This window comes from Barrientosiimonas humi, assembly GCF_006716095.1.
Lineage (GTDB): Bacteria > Actinomycetota > Actinomycetes > Actinomycetales > Dermatophilaceae > Barrientosiimonas > Barrientosiimonas humi.
On record NZ_VFOK01000001.1, the window covers coordinates 3,348,695 to 3,370,069 of the forward strand.

The 21,375-nt window shown below is 71.7% G+C and carries 22 protein-coding genes; 14 read left to right on the forward strand and 8 right to left on the reverse strand.

Going from position 1 to position 21,375, the window contains the following annotated elements; translation table 11 throughout:
• Positions 1 to 12: 12 nt before the first annotated feature.
• The 8 genes from FB554_RS15555 to thpD all read left to right on the forward strand — a co-directional run bounded on the left by FB554_RS15555 (position 13) and on the right by thpD (position 6,595).
• Complete coding sequence (locus tag FB554_RS15555; protein WP_142007288.1) at positions 13 to 492, forward strand: DUF4446 family protein; 480 nt, start codon at positions 13 to 15, stop codon at positions 490 to 492.
• Entirely contained in the window at positions 492 to 1,412 is a 921-nt protein-coding gene (gene pheA, locus FB554_RS15560; RefSeq protein WP_142007289.1) for a prephenate dehydratase, read from the forward strand. The genes FB554_RS15555 and pheA overlap by 1 nt, the downstream gene beginning before the upstream one ends.
• A gap of 58 nt (positions 1,413 to 1,470) precedes the next feature.
• The gene (locus FB554_RS15565) at positions 1,471 to 1,791 is read left to right on the forward strand and encodes a hypothetical protein (RefSeq protein WP_142007290.1); all 321 of its coding nucleotides are present in this window, start codon (positions 1,471 to 1,473) and stop codon (positions 1,789 to 1,791) included.
• Positions 1,792 to 1,928: 137 nt separating this feature from the next.
• Positions 1,929 to 3,230: an aspartate kinase gene (locus FB554_RS15570; RefSeq protein ID WP_142007291.1), complete on the forward strand. Its 1,302-nt coding sequence runs from the start codon at positions 1,929 to 1,931 to the stop codon at positions 3,228 to 3,230.
• Positions 3,227 to 3,757 (forward strand): diaminobutyrate acetyltransferase, encoded by a 531-nt coding sequence (gene ectA, locus FB554_RS15575; RefSeq protein ID WP_142007292.1) that lies wholly within the window; start codon positions 3,227 to 3,229, stop codon positions 3,755 to 3,757. Before FB554_RS15570 ends, ectA begins: the two co-directional genes overlap by 4 nt.
• A gap of 97 nt (positions 3,758 to 3,854) precedes the next feature.
• Positions 3,855 to 5,156 (forward strand): diaminobutyrate--2-oxoglutarate transaminase, encoded by a 1,302-nt coding sequence (gene ectB, locus FB554_RS15580; protein ID WP_142007293.1) that lies wholly within the window; start codon positions 3,855 to 3,857, stop codon positions 5,154 to 5,156.
• 43 nt (positions 5,157 to 5,199) lie between these two features.
• Entirely contained in the window at positions 5,200 to 5,589 is a 390-nt protein-coding gene (locus tag FB554_RS15585; RefSeq protein ID WP_142007294.1) for an ectoine synthase, read from the forward strand.
• Positions 5,590 to 5,689: 100 nt separating this feature from the next.
• A complete protein-coding gene (gene thpD, locus FB554_RS15590; RefSeq protein ID WP_338070575.1) occupies positions 5,690 to 6,595 on the forward strand; it encodes an ectoine hydroxylase in 906 nt (301 codons plus the stop codon).
• A gap of 72 nt (positions 6,596 to 6,667) precedes the next feature.
• Here thpD and FB554_RS15595 read toward each other — a convergent pair whose 3' ends face one another.
• From FB554_RS15595 to FB554_RS15620, 6 genes are read right to left on the reverse strand one after another with little or no spacing between them, the layout of a single operon-like run.
• Entirely contained in the window at positions 6,668 to 7,507 is an 840-nt protein-coding gene (locus FB554_RS15595; protein WP_142007296.1) for a bifunctional allantoicase/(S)-ureidoglycine aminohydrolase, read from the reverse strand.
• Positions 7,504 to 8,838, reverse strand: coding sequence for an allantoinase AllB (gene allB, locus FB554_RS15600; RefSeq protein WP_142007297.1), 1,335 nt, complete (start codon positions 8,836 to 8,838; stop codon positions 7,504 to 7,506). Before allB ends, FB554_RS15595 begins: the two co-directional genes overlap by 4 nt.
• On the reverse strand, positions 8,835 to 9,977 hold the full coding sequence (locus FB554_RS15605) for a glycerate kinase (protein ID WP_142007298.1): 1,143 nt from the start codon (positions 9,975 to 9,977) through the stop codon (positions 8,835 to 8,837). The genes allB and FB554_RS15605 overlap by 4 nt, the downstream gene beginning before the upstream one ends.
• Positions 9,978 to 9,995: 18 nt before the next feature.
• Entirely contained in the window at positions 9,996 to 11,780 is a 1,785-nt protein-coding gene (gene gcl, locus FB554_RS15610) for a glyoxylate carboligase (RefSeq protein ID WP_142007299.1), read from the reverse strand.
• The gene (locus FB554_RS15615; RefSeq protein ID WP_142007300.1) at positions 11,780 to 12,688 is read right to left on the reverse strand and encodes a 2-hydroxy-3-oxopropionate reductase; all 909 of its coding nucleotides are present in this window, start codon (positions 12,686 to 12,688) and stop codon (positions 11,780 to 11,782) included. Before FB554_RS15615 ends, gcl begins: the two co-directional genes overlap by 1 nt.
• Positions 12,685 to 13,533: a hydroxypyruvate isomerase family protein gene (locus FB554_RS15620; RefSeq protein WP_142007301.1), complete on the reverse strand. Its 849-nt coding sequence runs from the start codon at positions 13,531 to 13,533 to the stop codon at positions 12,685 to 12,687. Before FB554_RS15620 ends, FB554_RS15615 begins: the two co-directional genes overlap by 4 nt.
• A 171-nt stretch (positions 13,534 to 13,704) precedes the next feature.
• Here FB554_RS15620 and FB554_RS15625 point away from each other — a divergent pair, with 171 nt between their 5' ends.
• Together FB554_RS15625 and FB554_RS15630 are read left to right on the forward strand one after the other, a co-directional pair.
• On the forward strand, positions 13,705 to 14,550 hold the full coding sequence (locus FB554_RS15625; protein WP_142007302.1) for an arylamine N-acetyltransferase family protein: 846 nt from the start codon (positions 13,705 to 13,707) through the stop codon (positions 14,548 to 14,550).
• Positions 14,551 to 14,554: 4 nt separating this feature from the next.
• Positions 14,555 to 15,787, forward strand: a complete 1,233-nt coding sequence (locus tag FB554_RS15630) for a low temperature requirement protein A (protein ID WP_211344626.1) — start codon at positions 14,555 to 14,557, stop codon at positions 15,785 to 15,787.
• Here the strand turns inward: FB554_RS15630 and FB554_RS15635 are convergent.
• Both FB554_RS15635 and FB554_RS15640 read right to left on the reverse strand, forming a co-directional pair.
• On the reverse strand, positions 15,777 to 17,021 hold the full coding sequence (locus tag FB554_RS15635) for a DUF6986 family protein (RefSeq protein ID WP_142007303.1): 1,245 nt from the start codon (positions 17,019 to 17,021) through the stop codon (positions 15,777 to 15,779). The genes FB554_RS15630 and FB554_RS15635 overlap by 11 nt on opposite strands.
• Positions 17,018 to 18,439 (reverse strand): NAD-dependent malic enzyme, encoded by a 1,422-nt coding sequence (locus FB554_RS15640; protein ID WP_142007304.1) that lies wholly within the window; start codon positions 18,437 to 18,439, stop codon positions 17,018 to 17,020. The genes FB554_RS15635 and FB554_RS15640 overlap by 4 nt, the downstream gene beginning before the upstream one ends.
• 170 nt (positions 18,440 to 18,609) lie before the next feature.
• Here FB554_RS15640 and FB554_RS15645 point away from each other — a divergent pair, with 170 nt between their 5' ends.
• The 4 genes from FB554_RS15645 (at position 18,610) to pucL (ending at position 21,372) form a co-directional block, all read left to right on the forward strand.
• Entirely contained in the window at positions 18,610 to 19,386 is a 777-nt protein-coding gene (locus FB554_RS15645) for an IclR family transcriptional regulator (protein ID WP_142007305.1), read from the forward strand.
• Between the two features lie 215 nt (positions 19,387 to 19,601).
• On the forward strand, positions 19,602 to 20,123 hold the full coding sequence (gene uraD, locus FB554_RS15650; protein WP_211344627.1) for a 2-oxo-4-hydroxy-4-carboxy-5-ureidoimidazoline decarboxylase: 522 nt from the start codon (positions 19,602 to 19,604) through the stop codon (positions 20,121 to 20,123).
• An 11-nt stretch (positions 20,124 to 20,134) separates the two neighbouring features.
• The gene (gene uraH / locus FB554_RS15655; protein ID WP_142007306.1) at positions 20,135 to 20,473 is read left to right on the forward strand and encodes a hydroxyisourate hydrolase; all 339 of its coding nucleotides are present in this window, start codon (positions 20,135 to 20,137) and stop codon (positions 20,471 to 20,473) included.
• Positions 20,474 to 20,478: 5 nt separating this feature from the next.
• Positions 20,479 to 21,372, forward strand: coding sequence for a factor-independent urate hydroxylase (gene pucL / locus FB554_RS15660; RefSeq protein WP_142007307.1), 894 nt, complete (start codon positions 20,479 to 20,481; stop codon positions 21,370 to 21,372).
• The last annotated feature ends 3 nt before the right edge of the window (positions 21,373 to 21,375 follow it).

Here is a 21,375-nt window from a genome sequence, read left to right on the forward strand (position 1 = left end):
ACCCTGCCCAGGGTGAGCCCCACCCTCGTCGCCGCGGTCGCGGCCGTCGTCGCGCTGGTCGCGCTGCTGCTCGCGCTCGGCGCGCAGCTGCGGGTCGCCGCGCTGCGCCGCCGGCTCGCTGCGGTCGGGGCCGACGGCAGCGCCGACCCGGCCGCCGCGGCGGCTCGCGAGCACGAGCGGCTCACCCGGCTCGGGGCCGAGGTCGACGCGCTGCGCACCCGGCTCGACGCGGTCGACGGTCACGTCGCGGCCGGGCTGCGACACGTCGCGGTCGTGCGCTACGACGCGTTCGGCGACATGGGCGGGCGGCTGAGCTTCTCGGCCGCGCTCGTCGACGACGCCGGTGACGGGCTGGTGCTCTCCTCCATCCACGCGCGCGGCGAGTCGCGCACCTATGCGAAGGGCATCGTGGCCGGCAGCAGCGAGATCACCCTGACCCCCGAGGAGCAGCAGGCGCTCGCCGCTGCCCGCACCGACCGGGCCGACGCCTGATGCGCCACGGATACTTCGGCCCGCGCGGCACGTTCACCCAGATGGCCCTCGCCCGGTGGCTGGGCGACGACGACGCGCTCGCGGCGGCGACGGCGTACGCCACCGTGCCGGCGGCCCTCGAGGGGGTGCGCGCCGGCGAGGTCGACGCGGTCATGGTCCCCATCGAGAACTCCGTCGAGGGCGGCGTCTCGGCCACGCTCGACGCGCTCAACAGCGCCGACCCGCTCGCCATCCAGGGCGAGGTGCTGGTGCCGATCACGTTCGTGCTGGCCGCGCCGGGCGGGGTCGAGCTGGCGTCGGTGCGCACCGTCGGCACCCACTCCCACGCCTGGTCGCAGGTGCGCGGCTGGATGGCGCGCGAGCTTCCCGAGGCGGCCTACGTGCCGACCCTGTCGACCGCCGCCGCGGCCGAGGGGCTCGCCGAGGGCGGGGCGACGTACGACGTCGCGGTCTGCGCGCCGCTCGCCGCCGAGGTCTTCGGGCTCGACGTGCTCGCCGACGACATCGGCGACAACCGTTCTGCCGTCACGCGATTCGTGCTCGTCGGCCGGCCGGGCCAGGTGCCCGAGCCGACCGGCGCGGACAAGACGACGCTGGTGCTCTACCAGCACGAGGACCACCCCGGTGGCCTGCTGGAGCTGCTCGAGCAGTTCGCCGCCCGCGGCATCAACCTGAGCCGGCTGGAGTCGCGCCCGACGGGAGCGGCGATGGGGTCGTACTGCTTCTCCGTCGACGTCGACGGGCACCTCGCCGAGGAGCGGGTGGGCGAGGCCCTGGTCGGGCTGCGCCGGGTCTGCGCCGACGTGCGCTTCCTCGGCTCCTACCCCCGCGCCGACGCCCGGCGCGCCCAGGTCCCGGCCACCGCCGACGACGCCGCCTACGCCGACGCCCGCGCCTGGCTCCGCTCCCTGCGCACCTGACTCCCTCAGAACGGGTCGGTACCGACCCGGGGTGGCCGGCGTACGGCACGATCGAGGCATGACCGACCGATACGACGGCAAACCCTTCCAGCGGCTGCTCGACGCCTACGTGCTCGACGTCATCGGCGCGCTCGACCCCCGCACCGACCAGCAGCTCACCGCCGACCTGCCCCGGCTGACCCAGGCGCTCGGCTCCGACGCCGCCACGTGGCAGGCGCTCGTGCGCGAGCAGATGCGGTTCAGCCCCGACGAGGACGAGCGCATCCGCGCCTCGTGGGCCAAGGCGAAGGAGGCCGACGAGATCGCCGGCCGAAGCCCCGACCCGACCAGCTTCGCGCTCGCGCTGGGTGACCTCCTGGCGGGCGACAAGCCGGGCTGACCAAGCGCCGCCGACCCCGCCGTACGACCGGGGCCGGCTCAGTCGTACGACCTCGCCAGGCGTGGACTCGATTAGCCATCAACGAGATTCGCCGTAAACTCGTGCCACGTCCAGACAGCGATCTCTATAGGAGACCTATGGCCCTGGTCGTTCAGAAGTACGGCGGTTCGTCCGTCGGTGACGCTGATTCTCTCCACCGAGTCGCCCGCAGGATCGTGCAGACGCGTGAGGCAGGCCACGACGTCGCGGTCGTGGTGTCCGCGATGGGAGACACCACCGACGACCTGCTCGATCTCACCCGCCAGATCACCCGAGAACCCACTGCCCGCGAGCTCGACATGCTCCTCACCGCGGGGGAGCGCATCTCGATGGCCCTGCTGGCCATGGCGATCCACGAGCTCGACCACCCCGCGGTGTCCTTCACCGGAGCCCAGGCGGGTCTGCGCACCACCGACGACTTCGGGGCGGCGCGCATCCTGGAGGTGACGCCGGACCGCATCACCGAGACCCTGCGCAGCGGCGCCGTCGCGATCGTGGCCGGCTTCCAGGGCTGGTCCGACGACGACGTCACCACCCTCGGGCGCGGCGGCTCCGACACCACCGCGGTGGCGCTGGCCGCCGCCCTCGACGCCGACGTCTGCGAGATCTACACCGACGTCGACGGCCTCTACTCCGCCGACCCGCGCGTGGTCTCGCACGCCCAGCAGCTGCCCGTGCTCACCAGCGAGGAGGCGCTGGAGCTGTCGGCCCACGGCGCCAAGATCCTGCACCTGCGCTCGGTCGAGCTGGCCCGTCGGCACGGCGTGCCGCTGCACGTGCGCTCCAGCTTCGGCACCGGCGCGGGCACCTGGGTCACCGACGACCCGACGGTCGTCCCGCCCGACCACCCCACCGTCCCCGGCAGCAATCGAGAGGAATCTGTGGAAGAACCCGTCATCAGTGGCGTCGCTCACAGCCACGACCAGTCCAAGGTGACCGTCGTCGGGGTGCCCGACGTGCCCGGCACCGCCGCCGCGATCTTCGCCGTCATGACCGGCGCCGTGTCCACCGTCGACATGGTCGGTCAGACCCACACCGCCGCCGACACCGGCCTCATCGACTTCTCCTTCGCCCTCCCGGTCGAGGACGGGCGACGCGCGATGGACGCCCTGCGCGCGGCGCAGGAGCGGCTCGGCTTCGCCGACATCACCTACACCGATGCCGTCGGCAAGGTCTCGGTCGTGGGGGTCGGCATGCGCTCCACGCCCGAGGTGCCCGCGCAGCTGTTCGAGGCGCTGGCCCAGGCCGGCATCACCGTGCACCTCATCGCGACCTCCGAGATCCGCCTGTCGGCCGTCGTCGACGAGGACCAGCTGGAGGAAGCCACCCGCGTCCTGCACGAGGCCTTCGGTCTCGGCGCCGAGGACGAGGCGGTCGTCCACGCCGGGAGCGGCCGATGAGCCTCGACGCCCCCGAGCAGACCGTCGTCCTGCGCCACCCGTGGCTGCACGACGGTGCCGAGATGTGGCGGGTCGCGCGCGACAGCAAGCGGCTCGACCTCAACACGCCGTACGCCTACATGCTGTGGACCCGCGACTTCCACGCGACCAGCCTGGTCGCCGAGGTCGACGGCACCGTGGTCGGGTTCGTCACCGGATACTGGCGGCCCGAGGAGCCGACCACCCTCATGGTCTGGCAGATCGCGGTCGACGAGACCCAGCGCGGGAAGGGCCTGGCCGGCCGGATGCTCGACGAGATCGTGGCCCGCACCGACGCCTACAGCCTCGAGACCACGATCGTCGCCGACAACCCGGCGTCGAACCGGCTCTTCGCGTCGTTCGCCGAGCGGCACGCAGCGCAGCACACCGTCACCGACCTGTTCGCCGAGGAGCACTTCCCCGACGAGGACGAGTGGCAGGCCGAGCTGCTGCACCGCATCACCCCGCTGCGGCGGGAGGGCCTGCGCAGGACCACCGCACTGGCCTGACAGCACGACCCGCAGGGGTCGAATCCCCTTGCGGCTGAACGCGTTTGATCATCTGTCCCCCAGACGGGCACGTCTGCGTGCCCGAGCAAGGAGCACCATGACCATCGCCAACCCCACCGACACCGCCGCGGCTGGCACGAGCGCCGACCAGGCGTCCTCGGTCTTCGAGCGCCGTGAGTCGGTCGTCCGGTCCTACTGCCGCTCCTGGCCGGTCGTCTTCGACCGCGCCTCGGGCGCCGAGCAGACCACCGAGGACGGCCAGACCTTCCTCGACTTCTTCTCCGGAGCGGGTGCCCTCAACTACGGGCACAACCACCCGGTGCTGAAGCAGGCGCTGCTGGACTACCTCGGCACCGACCGGGTCATCCACTCCCTCGACATGTTCTCCGTCGCCAAGCGCGAGTTCCTCGAGGCCTTCGAGGAGCACATCCTCATCCCCCGCGGGCTCGACTACCGGGTGCAGCTGCCCGGCCCGACCGGCACGAACTCGGTCGAGACCGCGCTCAAGATCGCGCGCAAGGCGACGGGCCGCGAGCAGGTCGTCTCGTTCACCAACGCCTTCCACGGCATGACGATGGGTTCCCTTGCGGTCACCGGGAACTCGATGAAGCGCAAGGGTGCCGGCATCCCGCTGCACCACACCACGACCGCGCCGTACGACGACTACCTCGGCGGCGACACGACCGACTTCCTGTGGCTCGAGCGGGTCTGGTCCGACAGCGGGTCCGGCGTCGACCTGCCGGCGGCGGTCATCGTCGAGACCGTGCAGGGCGAGGGTGGCCTGAACGCCGCCCGCGCCGAGTGGCTGCGCGCGCTGGCCGACCTGTGCCGCCGTTTCGAGGTGCTGCTCGTCGTCGACGACGTGCAGGCCGGCTGCGGGCGCACCGGCACGTTCTTCTCGTTCGAGGAGGCCGGCATCGTGCCCGACGTCGTGTGCCTGTCGAAGTCGCTGTCCGGGCTCGGCCTGCCGTTCTCGGTCACCCTCATGCGTCCCGAGCTGGACCTGTGGGAGCCGGGTGAGCACAACGGCACCTTCCGCGGCTTCAACCCCGCGTTCGTCACCGCGACGGCGGCGCTGCGCGAGTTCTGGTCCGACGACGAGCTCGCCGCGACCGTGCGCGAGCGGGGCGACCAGCTGCGCCGCGGGCTCGAGGCGATCGGCGCCGACACCGGCGGTCACTACCGCGGGCGCGGCCTGCTCGCCGGCCTGCACTTCGACGACCCCGAGGTCGCCGAGCGGGTCGCCGCCGAGGCGTTCGACCGCGGCCTGCTGGTCGAGACCTCCGGGCCGGAGAGCGAGGTCGTCAAGGTGATGCCGCCGCTCACGATCTCCGCGGCCGACCTCGACCGCGGCATCGGTCTGCTCGGCGACGCCGTGCGTGCGGCGACGCCCGCCTGACCGGCCGCCACAGACATACCTCGATCTGCGAAAGGACTTGCCCATGAAGGTGATTCACCTCGACGAGCTCAACGACACCGACCGCGACGTCGACCACGGCAACTGGCGCAGCCGCCGGTTCGTGCTCGCCTCCGACAAGGTCGGCTTCTCCTTCCACGACACCCTGCTGCGCGCCGGCACCGAGACCGAGATGTGGTACGCCAACCACGTCGAGGCGGTGTACGTCTACGAGGGCACGGGCACGCTCGTGAACCGCGACACGGGGGAGGAGTTCGCGCTGCGCCCCGGCACGATGTACCTGCTGAACGACCACGACAAGCACACCGTCCGGGCCGACACCGACATCCGCACGGCCTGCGTCTTCAACCCGCCCGTCACCGGGCGCGAGGTGCACGACGAGGACGGCGTCTACCCGCTGCTGCAGGAGGCGTGAGCCTGCACCGGCAGCCATGAACCAGCCGGACAGGGACTCGCCTCCGGGCGGGTCCCTGTCCGTCTGTCCGAGAGAACGAGTGACGACAGAGAGGACCGAGTTGACCATCTCCACCGACACGACGACCGACCTGTACCCCACTCGCCAGGCGGCGCAGCCGACGGTGCTGGACCGGACCGAGCCCGTGGTGCACGGGTCCGCCGGCGACGGCCCGTTCGACGCGGCCGGGCTGGCCGACCTCGAGCGCACCGGCTACGCGCAGATCCCCGACCTGGTCACCGCCGACGAGGTCGCCCGGATGAACGCCGAGCTGGAGCGCCTGGCCCAGGACCCGAAGGTGCTCGACGACGAGCGCACGATCGTCGAGGCCGACAGCGTCGCCGACATCGCGGTGCGCTCGATCTTCCAGGTGCACGAGACCAACGAGGTGTTCCGGGCGATCGCGCACGACCCGCGCGTCGTCGACCGGGCGCGGCAGGTGCTCGGGTCGGACGTCTACCTGCACCAGAGCCGGGTGAACTTCAAGCCGGGATTCTTCGGCAAGGACTTCTCCTGGCACTCCGACTTCGAGACCTGGCACGCCGAGGACGGCATGCCGACCCCGCGCGCGATCAGCGTCTCGATCTCGCTGACCGACAACTACACCTTCAACGGGCCGCTGATGATCATGCCCGGGTCGCACCGCAAGTACGTCTCGTGCGTGGGTGAGACCCCCGACGACAACTACAAGCAGTCGCTGGTGATGCAGGGGGCGGGCACGCCCGACCGGGCGGTCCTGGAGGAGTTCGCGCAGACGTACGGCATCGACGTGCTCACCGGATCCGCAGGCGGGGCAACGATGTTCGACTCCAACTGCATGCACGCCTCGAACGGCAACGTGACGCCGTTCGCGCGCTCGAACGTGTTCCTCGTCTTCAACTCGGTCGAGAACGCCTGCGTCGAGCCGTTCGCGGCGCCGACCCCGCGCCCGGACTTCCTCGGCGCGCGCGACCACACCGCCATCTGATCGAGCGGCCCGTACGTCCGTCGGCGGCGCCGGTGCTCCCGGCGCCGCCGAGCGGCGGGCCTTCGCGGCCGGTCAGTGCAGGTATCCGCGCAGCGGCGCGTGCCGGTTGACGTCCTTGTAGAGCAGGTAGCGGAACGGGCCGGGGCCGCCCGCGTAGCACGCCTGCGGGCAGAAGGCGCGCAGCCACATGAAGTCGCCCTCCTGCACCTCGACCCAGTCGGAGTTGAGCAGGTAGACGGCCTTGCCCTCGAGGACGTACAGGCCGTGCTCCATGACGTGGGTCTCGGGGAAGGGGATCGCCCCGCCCGGCTGGAACGTCACGATGTTGACGTGCATGTCGTGCCGCATGTCGGCGGTGTCGACGAAGCGGGTCGTGACCCACGCACCGTCGGTGTCGGGCATCGGGATCGGCTCGACGTCCTTCTCGTTGGTGACGAAGGCCTCGGGCACGTCGACCCCCTCGACCCGCATGTATGCCTTGCGCACCCAGTGGAACCCGGCCACCTCGTCGCCGGTGTTGCGCAGGGTCCACCGCTGGCCCGGCGGGAGGTAGGCGTAGCCGCCGGCCTCGAGGGTGTGCTGCTGGTCGTCGATCGTCAGGTCGAGCCGGCCGGTGGTCACGAACAGCACGCCCTCGGCGTCGGGGTCGAGCTCGGGCCGGTCGCTGCCGCCGCCGGGGGAGACCTCGACGATGTACTGCGAGAACGTCTCGGCGAAGCCGGAGAGCGGGCGCGCGATGATCCACATGCGCATGCCCTCCCAGAACGGCAGGAAGCTCGTGACGATGTCGGTCATCGTGCGCCGCGGCAGCACGGCGTAGGCCTCGGTGAAGACCGCCCGCTCGGTGGTCAGCTCCTTCTGGCCGGGAAGACCCCCGCGGGGGACGTAGTAGGGCGCGCTCTGCTCGGTCATGCCTCTCCTCGCTCCAGGAAGCGGCCGTCGGCCCGCTCCGTGCTGATCTCGTTGCCGCGCAACCAGACTCGGCGCGCGACGCCGGTCAGGTCGAGCTCGTCGTAGGCGGTCACCGGGTTCTTGTGCTCGAGCCCGGCAGCCGTCACGTGGGTCACCTCGTCGGGGGCGAAGGCCACCAGGTCGGCGTCGGCGCCGACCCGGATGCCGCCCTTGTGCTGCAGCCCGGCCACCTGCGCCGACCGCTCGCTCATCCAGCGCACGACGTCGGCCAGGCCGTGCCCGCGCTCACGCGCGCCGGTCCACACGGCGGCCAGCGCGACCTGCACCGAGGCGACCCCGCCCCAGGCGGTCTGGAAGTCGTCGGTCTTGAGGTCGGCCGTGCTCGGGCTGTGGTCGCTGACGACGCAGTCGATCGTGCCGTCGGCCAGCGCCTTCCACAGCCGAGTCTGGTTCTCGCTGCTGCGGATCGGCGGGCAGCACTTGTGCGCGGTCGACCCGTCGCGGATGGCCTCGGCCGTGAACGACAGGTAGTGCGGGCAGGTCTCGACGGTGAGCGGCAGCCCCTCGCGCTTCGCGTCGCGGATCAGCGGCAGCGCCTCGGCGCTCGACAGGTGCAGGATGTGTGCCCGCGACCCGGTCTCGCGCATCGTGTCGATGACGACCTTGATCGCGCTGACCTCGCTCGCGTCGGGGCGCGAGGCGACGAAGTCGGCATAGCGAGGGCCGGGAACCGTTGGGGCTGCGTCGATCTCGGCGGCGCTCTCGGCGTGCACGATCATCAGCGCGCCGATCAGCGCGGTGCGTCGCATGTGTTCGCGCAGCTGCTTGGGCGACAGCGGCGGGAACTCCGGCACCCCCGAGTCGATGAGGAAGCACTTGAAGCCGAAGACGCCGGCATCGTGCAGCGGCAGCAGGTCCTCGACGTTGCCCGGCACCGCCCCGCCCCAGAAGCCCACGTCGACGAAGCACTGCCCGTCGGCGGCCTTCTGCTTGATCTCGAGCGCGTCGACGGTGGTCGTCGGCGGCAGCGAGTTGAGCGGCATGTCGACGATCGTCGTGGTGCCGCCGCGCAGCGCCGCGCGGGTCGCGCTGGCGAAGCCCTCCCACTCGGTGCGGCCGGGCTCGTTGACGTGCACGTGGGTGTCGACCATCCCGGGGATCAGCACCTCGTCGTCGGCCAGCACCACCTCGGCGGCGGCGGACCAGTCGGCGTCGCGCGGGCCGATCTCGGCCACCCGACCCCGACGTACGCCCACGCTCGCCGGGCGCTCGGCGCCGTCGACGACCGCACGGTCGGCTCGGATCACGAGGTCGAAGGGTTGGGTGCTCATCGTCGGTCCTGCTCTCGGGTCTCGGTCTCGGGTCGGTCGGCCAGGATGCGTGGCGCCAGTGTCTCCAGCAGCGCGCCGGCCCTGGTCATCGACTCCTCCTGGTCGTCGGTCAGCTCGGTGAGGGCGTACGCCCGCTCGATCCCGGCCGCGCGCAGCCGGTCGTCGTCGACGGTGACCCGGCCGGCCACCGCGACGACCGGGACGCCGTGCCGGGCGGCCGCGTCGGCCACGCCCACGGGCGCCTTGCCGTGCAGGCTCTGCTCGTCGAGCGAGCCCTCGCCGGTGATCACCAGGTCGGCGCCGGCGAGGTGGTCGTCGATGCGCGCGAGCTCCAGCACCAGCTCGATGCCCTGCCGGAAGGTGCCGCCGAGCAGGTAGGCGGCGTAGCCGGCGCCGCCGGCCGCCCCCGCGCCCGGCTCGTCGGCGACGTCGCGCCCGGTCGATTCGCGCACCAGCCCGGCGAACCTGCCGAGCGCCGCGTCGAGCCGCGCGACGTCGGCCTCGGTCGCGCCCTTCTGCGGGCCGTAGACGGCGGCCGCGCCGTGCTCGCCGGTCAGCGGGTTGTCCACGTCGCTGGCGAGCACCAGGTCGACGTCGCGCACCCGCTCCAGGGCGGGGTCGAGGTCGACCGTCGCGACCTCGTCGAGCCCGGCTCCGCCGAGCGGGACCTCGGCGCCCGAGGCGTCGAGCAGCCGGGCGCCGAGCGCGGTGAGGATCCCCGCCCCGGCGTCGGTGCTGGCGCTGCCGCCCAGGCCGAAGATGACCGTGCGGCAACCCGACTCGATCGCCGCGTCGATCGCCTGACCGGCGCCGAGCGTCGAGGCGGTCAGCGGCTCGAGCCGCCCGCCGGGGAGCAGCTCGAGACCACAGGTGGCGGCGAGTTCGACGACCGCGGTGCCCTGGCGTACGGCGATGGCGGTGTCGACCGGCTCGCCGGTCGGGCCGCTCACCCGCACCGGCACCCGCTCGAAGCCGGCGGCCAGCGCCGCCTCGAGCGTGCCGTCGCCGCCGTCGGCGACGGGCACCCGGACGACCTCGACGTCCGGACGCCCGTCGCCCAGCCCGCGGGCCAGGTGCTCGGCAGCCTCGGCTGCGGTGAGCGAGCCCTTGAACTTGTCGACGGCGACGACGATGCGCATGGTGCGATCCTGCCTCGCTCAGTCCAGCAGCGCGACGGTTGCGGTCGGGGCGTCCTCGCCGGCGGCGGCGAGCTCCTCGAACTCGACGACGTTGTCGATCTCGGTGCCCATCGACACGTTGGTGACGCGCTCGAGGATGACCTCGACGACGACCGGGACCTCGAACTCGACGAGCAGCTTCTTCGCCGTCTCCAGCGCCGGCAGGATCTCGTCGGGCTCGGTGACCCGGATCGCCTTGCAGCCCAGGCCCTCGACGACCTTGACGTGGTCGACGCCGTAGCCGGCCGGGGCGTCGCCCTCGGCGTTGACGTTGTCGAACGACAGCTGCACGCAGTAGTCCATCTCGAACCCGCGCTGCGCCTGCCGGATCAGGCCGAGGTAGGCGTTGTTCACCAGCACGTGGATGTACGGGATCTTGAACTGCGCGCCGACCGCGAGCTCCTCGATGAGGAACTGGAAGTCGTAGTCGCCGGACAGCGCGACGACCGTCGCCTCGGGGTCGGCCGTGGCCACCCCGAGCGTCGCCGGGACGGTCCAGCCCAGCGGGCCGGCCTGGCCGGCGTTGATCCAGTGCCGCGGCTTGAACACGTGCAGCAGCTGGGCCGCCTGGATCTGCGACAGGCCGATGGTCGAGACGTAGCGGGTGTCGGGCCCGAACGCCTTGTTCATCTCCTGGTAGACCCGCTGCGGCTTGATCGGCACGGCGTCGAAGTTGGTCTTGCGCTGCATCGTCGCCTTGCGCTGCCGGCACTCCTCGGCCCACACGGTGCGGTCGGGCAGGCTGCCGGCCGCCTGCTGCTCGCGCGCGACCGCGACGAGCTGCTCGAGAGCGGCCCGGGCGTCGGACACGATGCCCAGGTCGGGCGCGAAAACCCTTCCGATCTGGGTGGGTTCGATGTCGATGTGCACGAACGTGCGGTCCTTGGCGAAGACCTCGACGCTGCCGGTGTGCCGGTTCGCCCAGCGGTTGCCGACGCCCATCACGAAGTCGGAGGCGAGCATCGTCGCGTTGCCGTAGCGGTGCGACGTCTGCAGCCCGACCATGCCGGCCATCAGGTGGTGGTTGTCGGGGATCGTGCCCCAGCCCATCAGGGTCGGGATCACCGGCACGCCGGTGACCTCGGCGAGCTCGACCAGCAGGTCGGAGGCCTCGGCGCTCACGATGCCGCCGCCGGCCACGATGAGCGGACGCTCGGCGGCGTTCATCATCGCCAGCGCCTTCTCGGCCTGGGCCCGGGTGGCCGCCGGCCGCGCGACCGGCAGCGGCTCGTAGGCGTCGATGTCGAACTCGATCTCGGTGAGCTGCACGTCGATCGGCAGGTCGATGAGCACCGGCCCGGGCCGGCCCTCACGCATCAGCCAGAAGGCGCGCTGGAAGGTGCCCGGGACCTGCCCGCCCTCCATCACCGTGACCGCCCACTTGGTGACGGGCGCGGCGATCGAGGCGATGTCGACGGCCTGGAAGTCCTCCTTCTGCAGCTTGGCGACCGGAGCCTGACCGGTGAGGGCCAGGATCGGGATCGAGTCGGCGGAGGCGGCGTACAGCCCGGTGATCATGTCGGTGCCGGCCGGGCCGGACGTGCCGACGCAGACGCCGATGTTGCCGGCCTTCGCGCGGGTGAACCCCTCGGCCATGTGCGACGCCGCCTCGACGTGGCGCGCCAGCACGTGCTTCAGTCCGCCGTGCGCGCGCACCGCGCTGTAGAACGGGTTGATCGCCGCGCCGGGGAGCCCGAAAAGCTGTGTGGCGCCTTCCTTCTCGAGGATCAGGCAAGCCGCGTCGACTGCTCGCATCCGTGCCATCACGCACCCCTCCCGTCGTTCGTCGTGCCGGTCGCCCCGCTCAGGCGTTCGACGCCGCGCAGGAGCCCGCTGTGGTCGAGCCCGCCGTCGCCGTTGGCCCGGGCCGACGCCATGAGCTGTGCGACGACCGCGCCCATCGGCAGCACGACCCCGACCTCGCGGGCAGCGGAGGTCACGATGCCCAGGTCCTTGTGGTGCAGGTCGATCCGGAAGCCCGGGTCGAACGAGCGGGTCAGCATGTTCTCCCGCTTCTGGTTCAGCACGGCGCTGCCGGCGAGTCCGCCGCCGAGCACGTCCATCGCCGCCGCGGTGTCGACGCCGTACGCCTCGAGGAAGACCAGCGCCTCGGCGAGGGCCTCGATGTTGGCCGCGACGATGAGCTGGTTGGCTGCCTTGACCGTCTGGCCGGCGCCGCTCGGGCCGACGTGCACGACCGTCTTGCCGACGGTCTCCAGCAGCGGCTGGGCCTCCTTGAAGTCGGCCTCGTCGCCGCCGACCATGATCGACAGCGCGGCGTTCTTGGCGCCCGCCTCGCCGCCGGACACGGGGGCGTCGAGCAGGCGTACGCCCGCCTCACCGGCCGCCTCGGCCAGCTCCTTGGTCACGTCGGGGCGGATCGAGGAGAAGTCGATCACCAGCGCGCCCTTCGGCACGTTGGCGAGGACGCCGTCCTCCCCGAGCAGGACGTCCTGCACGTCGGGGGAGTCGGGCACCATCACGCACACGACCTCGGCGTCCTTGACGGCCTCGGCGGTGCTGTCGGCGGCGGTGCCGCCTGCCTCGACCAGCGGCTGGGTGGCCTCCGGCGAGCGGTTGAACCCGGTGACGTCGTAGTCACCGTTCTGCAGGTGGACGGCCATGGGCGACCCCATGATGCCCAGCCCGATGAATGCGACCTTCGTGCTCATGCGTGGCTCCTAGCGGAATCTGCACCGGCGCTGCGCTCGGCGCGCGGCAGCCACGCGTCGAGCCCTTCGGTGGTGGTGGAGGTGGTCTTGTACTCGAGGGCGACGTAGCCGCTGTAGCCCTGCTGGGCCAGCTCGTCGAGGTAGCGGTCGAGATCGAGGTCGCCGGTGCCCGGCTCCCCGCGACCGGGGTTGTCGGCGATCTGCACGTGCGCCGCACGCCCGCCGTACGTCTGCACGGCCGCCTCGACGTCGTCGCCGTTGGCCGCGAGATGGTAGAGATCGCAGAGGAATCCGAGGTTCTCGGCTCCGGTCTCGGCGCGCACGCGGTCGATCACCGCGACGGCCTCGGCGGCGGTCTTGAGCGGGTAGGCGGGGGTGCCGCTCACCGGCTCGATCAGCACGGTGCCGTCGATCTCGGCGACGGCCGCGGCGGCCTCGCCGAGCATCGTCGTGGCCTGGGCGTCGGCGGTCTCGGCGTCGACGCCGTCGATGCGGTTGCCGTACAGGCCGTTGAACGCCCGGCACCCGAGGCGCCGCCCGATCTCGACGACGACCGGGATGTTGGCGCGCAGCTCCTCCTCGCGCTCGGGCCAGGCGAACAGGCCGCGGTCGCCGCCGGGCATGTCGCCGGCGAAGAAGTTGAGGCCGACCAGCTGCACGCCGGCGGACTCGATCGCTTGCACGAACGCGTCGACCTCCTCCTGGCTCGGGGTCGCGGTCGGCCACGGCCACCACGACTCGACGGCGTCGAAACCGGCGTCGGCGGCGGCCTGCGGGCGCTCGAGGAAGGGCACCTCGGTGAACAGGATCGACAGGTTGACCGCGTAGCGGCGTGGGCTCGGCATCTGGCTGGCTCCTTGCTGGATCGTTCTCCGTAGTCCTGCATTCCGTAATGCGGAAGAACTATTCCGATGTGAGGAATCTAGGGGTGACCCGGCGGTAGGTCAAGGTCCGTCCACCCACCGGCTGCGGCGGCTCCGGTCGGCGCCCCCGACGGCGCCCGCGAGGATGAGGTCATGCCCTGGGACTCCTCCGCCCTCGACCTCGACGCCTACCTCACCCGCACCGGCGCGAGCGTCCGGCCGCCGTCGCTCGCCGCGCTCACCGACCTGCTCGTCGCGCACGCGCGCACCTTCCCCTTCGACAACGTCGACGTGCTCCTCGAGCAGCACCCGGGGGTCTCGCTCGAGGTCGTCCAGGAGAAGTTCGTGGGCCGTGGCCGCGGCGGCTACTGCTTCGAGCACGGCACCCTGGTGCACGCGGTGCTCGACCGACTCGGCTATGCGGTCGAGCCCCACCTCGGGCGCGTCGGCGACGTGCGCGAGGGCTCGCGCACCCACCTGACCCTGGTGGTGACGCTCGACGGCGTGCGCTATCTCTGCGACCCGGGGATCGGCGTCCCGCCGCTCGCCCCCGTCGCGCTCGCCGACCACGCGCAGGCACCAGAAGGCTTGTGGCCGCACGAGATTCGCGAGACCGGCAAGGAGCAGCCGGGCGGCTCGGCGTGGGAGCTGTGGCGGCGGCGCACCGACGAGTGGGAGCTGATGCACCTGGTCGACGAGCTCCCCGCGCGACGCATCGACGTCGAGATGGGGCACTTGTGGACCAGCACAGCACCCACGTCGCACTTCCGCAGCGCGCTGATCGCCAACCGGCACCAGGTCGACCCCGACGGCACCCCCGCGCTGGTCACGATCAACGAGCACGCGATCACCGAAGGCCGCGCGGGCGAGGAGCCCGTGCGCCGGACGTACGACCTCGCCGAGCTGCCCGAGCTGCTCACCCGGGTCGGCGCGCACCTGAGCGAGGACGAAGCCGCGCGGCTGATCGAGCGGGTGCGCGAGCTGCGGGGCCTACCGTGAAGCCATGACCACCGAGTCCGCCGGCAGCCGCACGCGGCTGCGCCTGGCGCCGATGCGGCCGCGTGACCCCAGCGAGCCGGGGCGCTCGGCCTCCACCCTCGAGCTGTTCTTCGACCTGGTCTTCGTCGTCGCGGTGAGCATCGCCTCGGTGCAGCTTCACGAGGCGCTCACCGAGGCGCACGTGGTCGACGGCCTGGTGTCCTACGCCCTGATCTTCTTCGCGATCTGGTGGGCGTGGATGAACTTCACCTGGTTCGCGACCTCGTTCGGCACCGACGACTGGCTCTACCGGCTGCTCACGATCGTGCAGATGGCCGGGGTGCTGATCCTCGCCGCGGGGATCCAACCGCTGTTCGCCGACGGCGACTTCACGCTCGCGGTCGCGGGTTACGTCGTCATGCGGGTCGGGTTGGTGGCGCAGTGGATCCGCGCCTCCATCTCCAACCCCGACCTGCGCCGCACGACGCTGACCTACGCCGTCGGCGTGACGGTCATGCAGATCCTGTGGATCGCGACGCTGCCCCTGGAGGGGACGGCACGCTACGTCGTGGTCCCCCTGCTCGTCGCCGGGGAGATCTCGGTGCCGGTGATCGCCGAGCGGCAGCGGGCGCTGCCGTGGCACCCGCACCACATCACCGAGCGCTACGGGCTGTTCACCCTGATCCTGCTCGGCGAGAGCCTGCTCGGCTCGTCCAACGCGATCATCGAGGGGCTGCGCGGCGAGCACGACCTGGTGCAGCTCGTCTCGGTCGCGGTGCTGACCCTGGTGTCGACGGCCGCCCTGTGGTGGATCTACTTCTGGCCGCCGCACCACGAGTCGATCGGCAGCCTGGGCCGGTCGGTGCGCTACGGCTACACCCACTACTTCGTGTTCGCCGCGGCGGGCGCCCTGTCGGCCGGCATCGAGGTCGAGCTCGACGTGATCAACGGCGACTCCAAGCTGTCCGACGTCGCGGCGGCCTTCACCTTCACCGTGCCCGTGGCGGTGTTCATCCTCGGCATCTGGTGGATCGCGATGTGCGACTTCGCCGACCGGTTCACCAACATCGTGATCCCGGCCGGCGCCGCGTTGATCCTGCTCGACCCGATCGTCCCGCTGCCGTTCGCGATCACCTCGGTCGTGCTCGTCGTGATGCTCGTCGTGCTCGTGGTCCACCCGACGGTGCAGCGCGGTCAGGGCGAGGGCGACCGGCCTCTCGTGCAGTACGAACGGGAGCAGCGCGGGCTCAACGAGTGAGCGCCACCAGGTCGGCCTCGGTCAGCCCGGTGGCCGCCGCGACATCGCCGGAATCGACTGCGCCGCAACGCATCCCGCGCAGCAGTGCGTGCGAGAGCATCCGCGCGGTGGCGGGCTCGTCCATCACGTCGCCCTCCACGCGCGCGACGTACGCCTTCAGCCGGGCGGCCGCGCTCGGCGCCGCCCGCCGGAAGAAGGTGTAGGTCGCGAGGTAGCGCGAGACCAGGTGGCCCGGGTGCATGTCCCAGCCCTGGTAGATCCCGCGCACCAGCGACCGGTCGACCAGCCCGGCGTGCAGCCGCCAGGTCGCGGCCGCCTGCTCGGCGTCGCCGAACGCGACGACGTTGGTGGAGCCGTCGCTCATCCGCACGCCGGTCTGGGCGGCGGCCACCTGCATGACGAACTTGGCGTGGTCGGCGGCCGGGTGGTCCAGCGACTGGTAGGCCGCCGCGATGCCGAGCCCGGCGCTGTAGTCGAACGTCCCGTAGTGCAGCGAGCTGGCCCGCCCCTGCGCCGCGCCGATCATCCGCGCGACCGCCGCCGTGCCGTCGGGGGCCATGATCGACTGCGCGGTCTCGACCTGGATCTCGAACGTGATGGCGCCGGCCCCGAGCCCGTACGCCTGCTCCAGCCGCTCGCACGCCGTCACCATCGCCTCGACCTGGGCGATGGACGTGACCTTGGGCAGGGTCAGGGTGAAGCCGTCGGGCAGCGCGCCGCCGTCGGCGAACGCGCCGACGACCTGGGTCAGCGTGCGCACCCCGCGCGCCCGGGTGGGCGCCTCGAAGCTCTTGAACCGCACGCCGAACCACGGCGGCCGGGTGCCGTCGTCGGCCATCCGGCGGAACGCCTCGACGGTGCCGCGCAGGTGGGCGTCCTCGACGTCGTCGGGCCGCAGGCCGTAGCCGTCCTCGAGGTCGACCCGCAGGTCCTCGACCGGCTCGACCTGCAGCTTGCCGCGCACCGCGTCGTACGCCTCGCTCACCTCGCCCGGGTCGAACCCGGTGGCCGCGGCGAGGGTCGGTGCGTCGGGGGCGAAGGTGTCGAGCAGCCGCAGGGCCTCGGTGCCCCACGCGCGCACGGTGCCGGCGCCGAACCGGTCGGCGGGGACGTACACCGTGTGCACGGGCTGCCGGTCGACCCGCTCGCCGGGATAGCGCGCGGCGAGCTCGGCGTCGGCCTGCTGCAGCTGCCGGTCGAGCTCGGCGGTGAGCTCGGTGGTGACGTCGGTCATGAACGGCCCACCTCCGTGGTCTTGCCCTTGGCGATCTCGGCCTTGGCGACGTCGGCGACGGCCTCGGCCACGGCCGGTGCGACCTCGGGGTCGAACACGCTCGGGACGATGAAGCTGGCGTTGAGCTCGTGCTCGCCCACGCACGCGGCGATCGCGCGCGCGGCGGCGGAGAGCATGTCGTCGGTGATGTCGCTCGTGCCGCCGTCGAGCAGCCCGCGGAAGAAGCCGGGGAAGGCCAGCACGTTGTTGATCTGGTTGGCGAAGTCGCTGCGGCCGGTCGCGACGACCGCGGCGTGCTCGGCGGCCGCGACCGGGTCGACCTCGGGCACCGGGTTGGCCATCGCGAACACGATGGCGTCGTCGGCCATCCGGGCGATGTCGTCGCCGGTGAGCAGGTCGGGTGCGGACACGCCGATGAACACGTCGGCGTCGACCAGCACCTCGGCGAGCGTGCCGGTGCGGCGCTCGAGGTTGGTGTGGGCGACGAGCCACTCGCGCATCTCGCCCGAGCCGGGCTTGGCCTCGGTGACGGCGCCGTGCCGGTCGCACCCGATGACGTCGGTCGCGCCCTCGGCCAGCAGCAGCTTGATGATCGCGGTGCCGGCCGCGCCCACGCCGCTCACGACGATGCGCACGTCGCCGATCTTCTTGCCGACGACCTTCAGCGCGTTGACCAGCGCGGCGAGCGTGACGATCGCGGTGCCGTGCTGGTCGTCGTGGAAGATCGGGATGTCCAGCTCGTCGCGCAGCCGCTTCTCGATCTCGAAGCAGCGCGGCGCCGAGATGTCCTCGAGGTTGACCCCGCCGTAGACCGGGGAGATCGCCTTGACGATCTGCACGATCTCGTCGGTGTCCTGCGTCGCGAGGCAGACCGGCCAGGCGTCGACGTCGGCGAACCGCTTGAACAGCGCCGCCTTGCCCTCCATGACGGGCAGCGCCGCCTCCGGCCCGATGTTGCCGAGGCCGAGCACGGCCGAGCCGTCGGTGACGACCGCGACGGTGTTGCGCTTGATCGTGAGTCGCCTTGCGTCCTCAGGCTTCTCGGCGATCGCGGTGCACACTCGGGCGACGCCGGGGGTGTACGCCCGGCTCAGGTCGTCGCGGTGCTTCAGCGACACCTTGGGCGTGACCTCGATCTTGCCGCCGATGTGCAGCAGGAAGGTGCGGTCGCTGACCTTGTCGACGGTGAACCCGTCGAGCGCCTCGATCGTGGCCCTGATCTGCTCCACGTGCTCCTGGCCGGAGGCGTTGCAGCCCACGTCGACGAGGATCGCGTCGTGCCGGCTCTCCGCGACGTCGAGCGCGGTGACCATGGCCCCGGCCTCGGCGATGGCGCTCGACAGGCGCGCGGTGGCCGACGGATCGGTGGGGCAGGCGACCCGCAGGGTGATGGAATAGCCAGGGCTCGGAGCTGACACGTGAATCTCCTGGGGTTCGTGGGTCCGGCTCCTCCTCCGGGAGCCGCTTGCTGCGCTGCGCGTCTCCCGGCATCGTCGCCGAACCGGTGGGGCTCTGGTGCAAATGTTCTGCGATGCGGAGTGTAGATTCCATCCATCGGAATGACGAGTCTGTCTCACGAGGAGCACCCATGGTCGACACCCCGGCCGACAAGACGCGAGCGGGAGGCGTCCAGTCGGTGGCGCGCGCCCTCGACATCCTCGAGGTGGTCGACGCCGCCGGCGGCGAGACCTCGCTGAGCCAGATCAGCGCGGCCACCGGTCTGCCGATGCCGACCATCCACCGCATCGTGCGCACCCTCGTCGACCGGTCGTACCTGCGCCAGCTGCCCGACCGGCGCTACGCCCTCGGAACCCGGCTCATCCCGCTCGGCAACAGCGCCCGCGAGGGGTTCGGCGCCCGGGCCGCGCGCGAGCTCGCCGCGGTGGTGCACGAGTTCGGGGAGACGGTCAACCTCGCGACGCTCGACGGCGACCAGCTGGTCTACGTCGGCCAGGTGCCCTCGCCGCGCGCGATGCGCATGTTCACCGAGCTCGGCCAGCACGTGCAGCCGCACTGCCGTGCGGCCGGCAAGGCCCTGCTGTCGCGGCTGCCCGACGACGAGGTGCGCGCGCTGCTCGACCGGGTCGGCATGCCGGCGATGACGCCCAGCACCATCACCGACCCCGACGTGCTGCTGCGCCAGCTCGCCGACGTGCGCACCGAGGGCTATGCCACCGAGGACGGCGAGATGGAGCTCGGCGTGCGCTGCGTCGCCGTGCCCGTCCCGAGCGAGCAGGGCAACTTCTCGATCTCGCTGTCGGCGCCGGAGTCGCGCCTGACCGACGACGTGCGCGATCGTGCCCTCCCCGTGCTGCGCACCGTCGCCGAGCGGCTGGCCGAGCAGCTGGAGCCCGGCGCAGCCTGAGTCGGCGGCCGGGCGGGGGCGCTCGCCCGGCCGTCGGGCGGGGACGCTCGCCGGCCGCCGTCGCGGCGCCGGTTACCCCCGGGTGTGAGGTATATCTCGAAAACCCTTGACGGCACTGACCGTCTCCGGTCTACTTTCTGGATACGGAATACAGATTCCGCATCGCGAAACATCCAGCAGGCCGCGCGGGAGCGCCAAGACCGGGAGACGACCCAGTGCCGGACGACCAGCAGCTGACCCTCGAGCGGCTCAACGCCGCTCCCGCCGAGCAGCTGCGCGAGACCCTGCGGGCCTGCTGCGCCAGCGACGCCTGGGTCGACCAGCTGCTCGCCCACCGCCCCTACGCGGACCGAGCCGCCGCGCTCGCCGGCTCCGACACCGCCATGGGCGAGATCGCCGACGCCGACGTCGACCAGGCGCTCGCCGGCCACCCGCGCATCGGGGACCGCGCCGAGGGCGAGGGCACCGACGCTCGCTGGAGCCGCGAGGAGCAGGCGTCGGTCGCCGACGCCGGCGATGACGTACAGCAGCAGCTGCGCGACGGAAACCTTTCCTACGAAAGGCGATTCGACCGCGTCTTCCTCATCCGTGCCGCGGGCCGCAGCCCGCAGGAGATGCTCACCGAGCTGACCCGCAGGCTCGACCAGGACGACGAGACCGAGCGCGCCGAGGTGCGCGAGCAGCTGCGTCAGATCACCCGGCTGCGCCTCGAGCGGGCGCTGTCGCCCACGGAGTGAAGGAGCGCCCCATGTCCACGCTGTCCACCCACGTGCTCGACGCCGTGTCCGGCAACCCGGCCACCGGCATGCGTGTCGAGGTGCAGTCCCGGTCGCAGACCGGCGCCGACCCGCAGACCGTCGGGTCCGGCACCACCAACGACGACGGCCGGGTCGCCGAGCTGGTCCCAGAGGGACTGGCCCCCGGTGACTACCGGATCGTCTTCGCCACCGGCGAGTGGTTCGCCGCCCAGGGCGTCACGGGGTTCTACCCCGAGGTCGCCATCACGTTCACGGTGGACGAGGAGCGGCACTACCACGTGCCGGTGCTGCTCAGCCCGTTCGCCTTCTCCACCTACCGAGGGAGCTGATCCATATGTCCTACGTGCTCGGGCACAACCAGTACGGCAAGGCCGAGGTGCACGCGGTGCGCGTCTATCGCGACGGCGGGCGCGAGGCGGAGCACGAGATCGTCGACTACAACGTCTCGGTCGCCCACCAGGGTGACTTCGAGGACGCCCACGTCACCGGCGACCAGGCCAAGGTCCTCACCACCGACGCGACCAAGAACACGGTCAACGCGTTCATGAAGGAGCACGGCGACGAGGCCCGTGAGCCCGAGGGTCTGGCCCTCGCGCTCGCCCGCCACTTCGTCGACACCGTCCCGCAGATCACCAGCTGCCGGGTCAACGTCGAGGCCTTCCCGTGGGAGCGGGCGCACGGCACCCCGCACGGCTTCGTGCGCAACAAGGACTACGTGCGCACGGTCACCGTCACCAAGACCCCCGACGCGGAGTACGTCGTCTCCGGGCTGAAGGACCTGACGGTCCTGAAGACCACGGACTCGGAGTTCCACGGGTTCTACGAGGACAAGTACACGACGCTGAAGCCGACGAAGGACCGCATCATGGCGACCGACGTCAAGGCGCAGTGGCTGCACAACGGCACCGACGTCGACTGGGGCAAGAGCTTCTCCACCGTGCTCGACGCGGTGACCAGCTCGTTCGCCAACGCCTACTCGTACGCCCTCCAGCAGACGATCTGGGACATGGGCACCGCGGTGCTCGACGCGGCCGACTCGGTCAGCGAGATCCGTTTCTCCTGCCCCAACAACCACCACTTCGTGATCGACCTGTCGCCGTTCGGGCTCGAGAACGAGTTCGAGGTGCACCACGCCGACGACCGGCCGTACGGCCTGATCGAGGCGACCATCCAGCGCGACGAGTCCTCCTCGAACAGCAAGGCGTTCGACCCCGGCCAGGCCTGGTGATCT

Coding starts and splice junctions, on each gene's coding strand:
- gcl (WP_142007299.1), bottom strand. CDS start 11,780: ATGGCACGGATGCGAGCAGTCGACGCGGCTTGCCTGATCCTCGAGAAG.
- FB554_RS15630 (WP_211344626.1), top strand. CDS start 14,555: ATGACCACCGAGTCCGCCGGCAGCCGCACGCGGCTGCGCCTGGCGCCG.
- FB554_RS15625 (WP_142007302.1), top strand. CDS start 13,705: ATGCCCTGGGACTCCTCCGCCCTCGACCTCGACGCCTACCTCACCCGC.
- FB554_RS15570 (WP_142007291.1), top strand. CDS start 1,929: ATGGCCCTGGTCGTTCAGAAGTACGGCGGTTCGTCCGTCGGTGACGCT.
- FB554_RS15615 (WP_142007300.1), bottom strand. CDS start 12,688: ATGAGCACGAAGGTCGCATTCATCGGGCTGGGCATCATGGGGTCGCCC.
- FB554_RS15565 (WP_142007290.1), top strand. CDS start 1,471: ATGACCGACCGATACGACGGCAAACCCTTCCAGCGGCTGCTCGACGCC.
- allB (WP_142007297.1), bottom strand. CDS start 8,838: ATGAGCACCCAACCCTTCGACCTCGTGATCCGAGCCGACCGTGCGGTC.
- FB554_RS15620 (WP_142007301.1), bottom strand. CDS start 13,533: ATGCCGAGCCCACGCCGCTACGCGGTCAACCTGTCGATCCTGTTCACC.
- FB554_RS15595 (WP_142007296.1), bottom strand. CDS start 7,507: ATGACCGAGCAGAGCGCGCCCTACTACGTCCCCCGCGGGGGTCTTCCC.
- ectB (WP_142007293.1), top strand. CDS start 3,855: ATGACCATCGCCAACCCCACCGACACCGCCGCGGCTGGCACGAGCGCC.
- FB554_RS15605 (WP_142007298.1), bottom strand. CDS start 9,977: ATGCGCATCGTCGTCGCCGTCGACAAGTTCAAGGGCTCGCTCACCGCA.
- FB554_RS15585 (WP_142007294.1), top strand. CDS start 5,200: ATGAAGGTGATTCACCTCGACGAGCTCAACGACACCGACCGCGACGTC.
- uraH (WP_142007306.1), top strand. CDS start 20,135: ATGTCCACGCTGTCCACCCACGTGCTCGACGCCGTGTCCGGCAACCCG.
- FB554_RS15635 (WP_142007303.1), bottom strand. CDS start 17,021: ATGACCGACGTCACCACCGAGCTCACCGCCGAGCTCGACCGGCAGCTG.
- pheA (WP_142007289.1), top strand. CDS start 492: ATGCGCCACGGATACTTCGGCCCGCGCGGCACGTTCACCCAGATGGCC.
- FB554_RS15645 (WP_142007305.1), top strand. CDS start 18,610: ATGGTCGACACCCCGGCCGACAAGACGCGAGCGGGAGGCGTCCAGTCG.
- pucL (WP_142007307.1), top strand. CDS start 20,479: ATGTCCTACGTGCTCGGGCACAACCAGTACGGCAAGGCCGAGGTGCAC.
- ectA (WP_142007292.1), top strand. CDS start 3,227: ATGAGCCTCGACGCCCCCGAGCAGACCGTCGTCCTGCGCCACCCGTGG.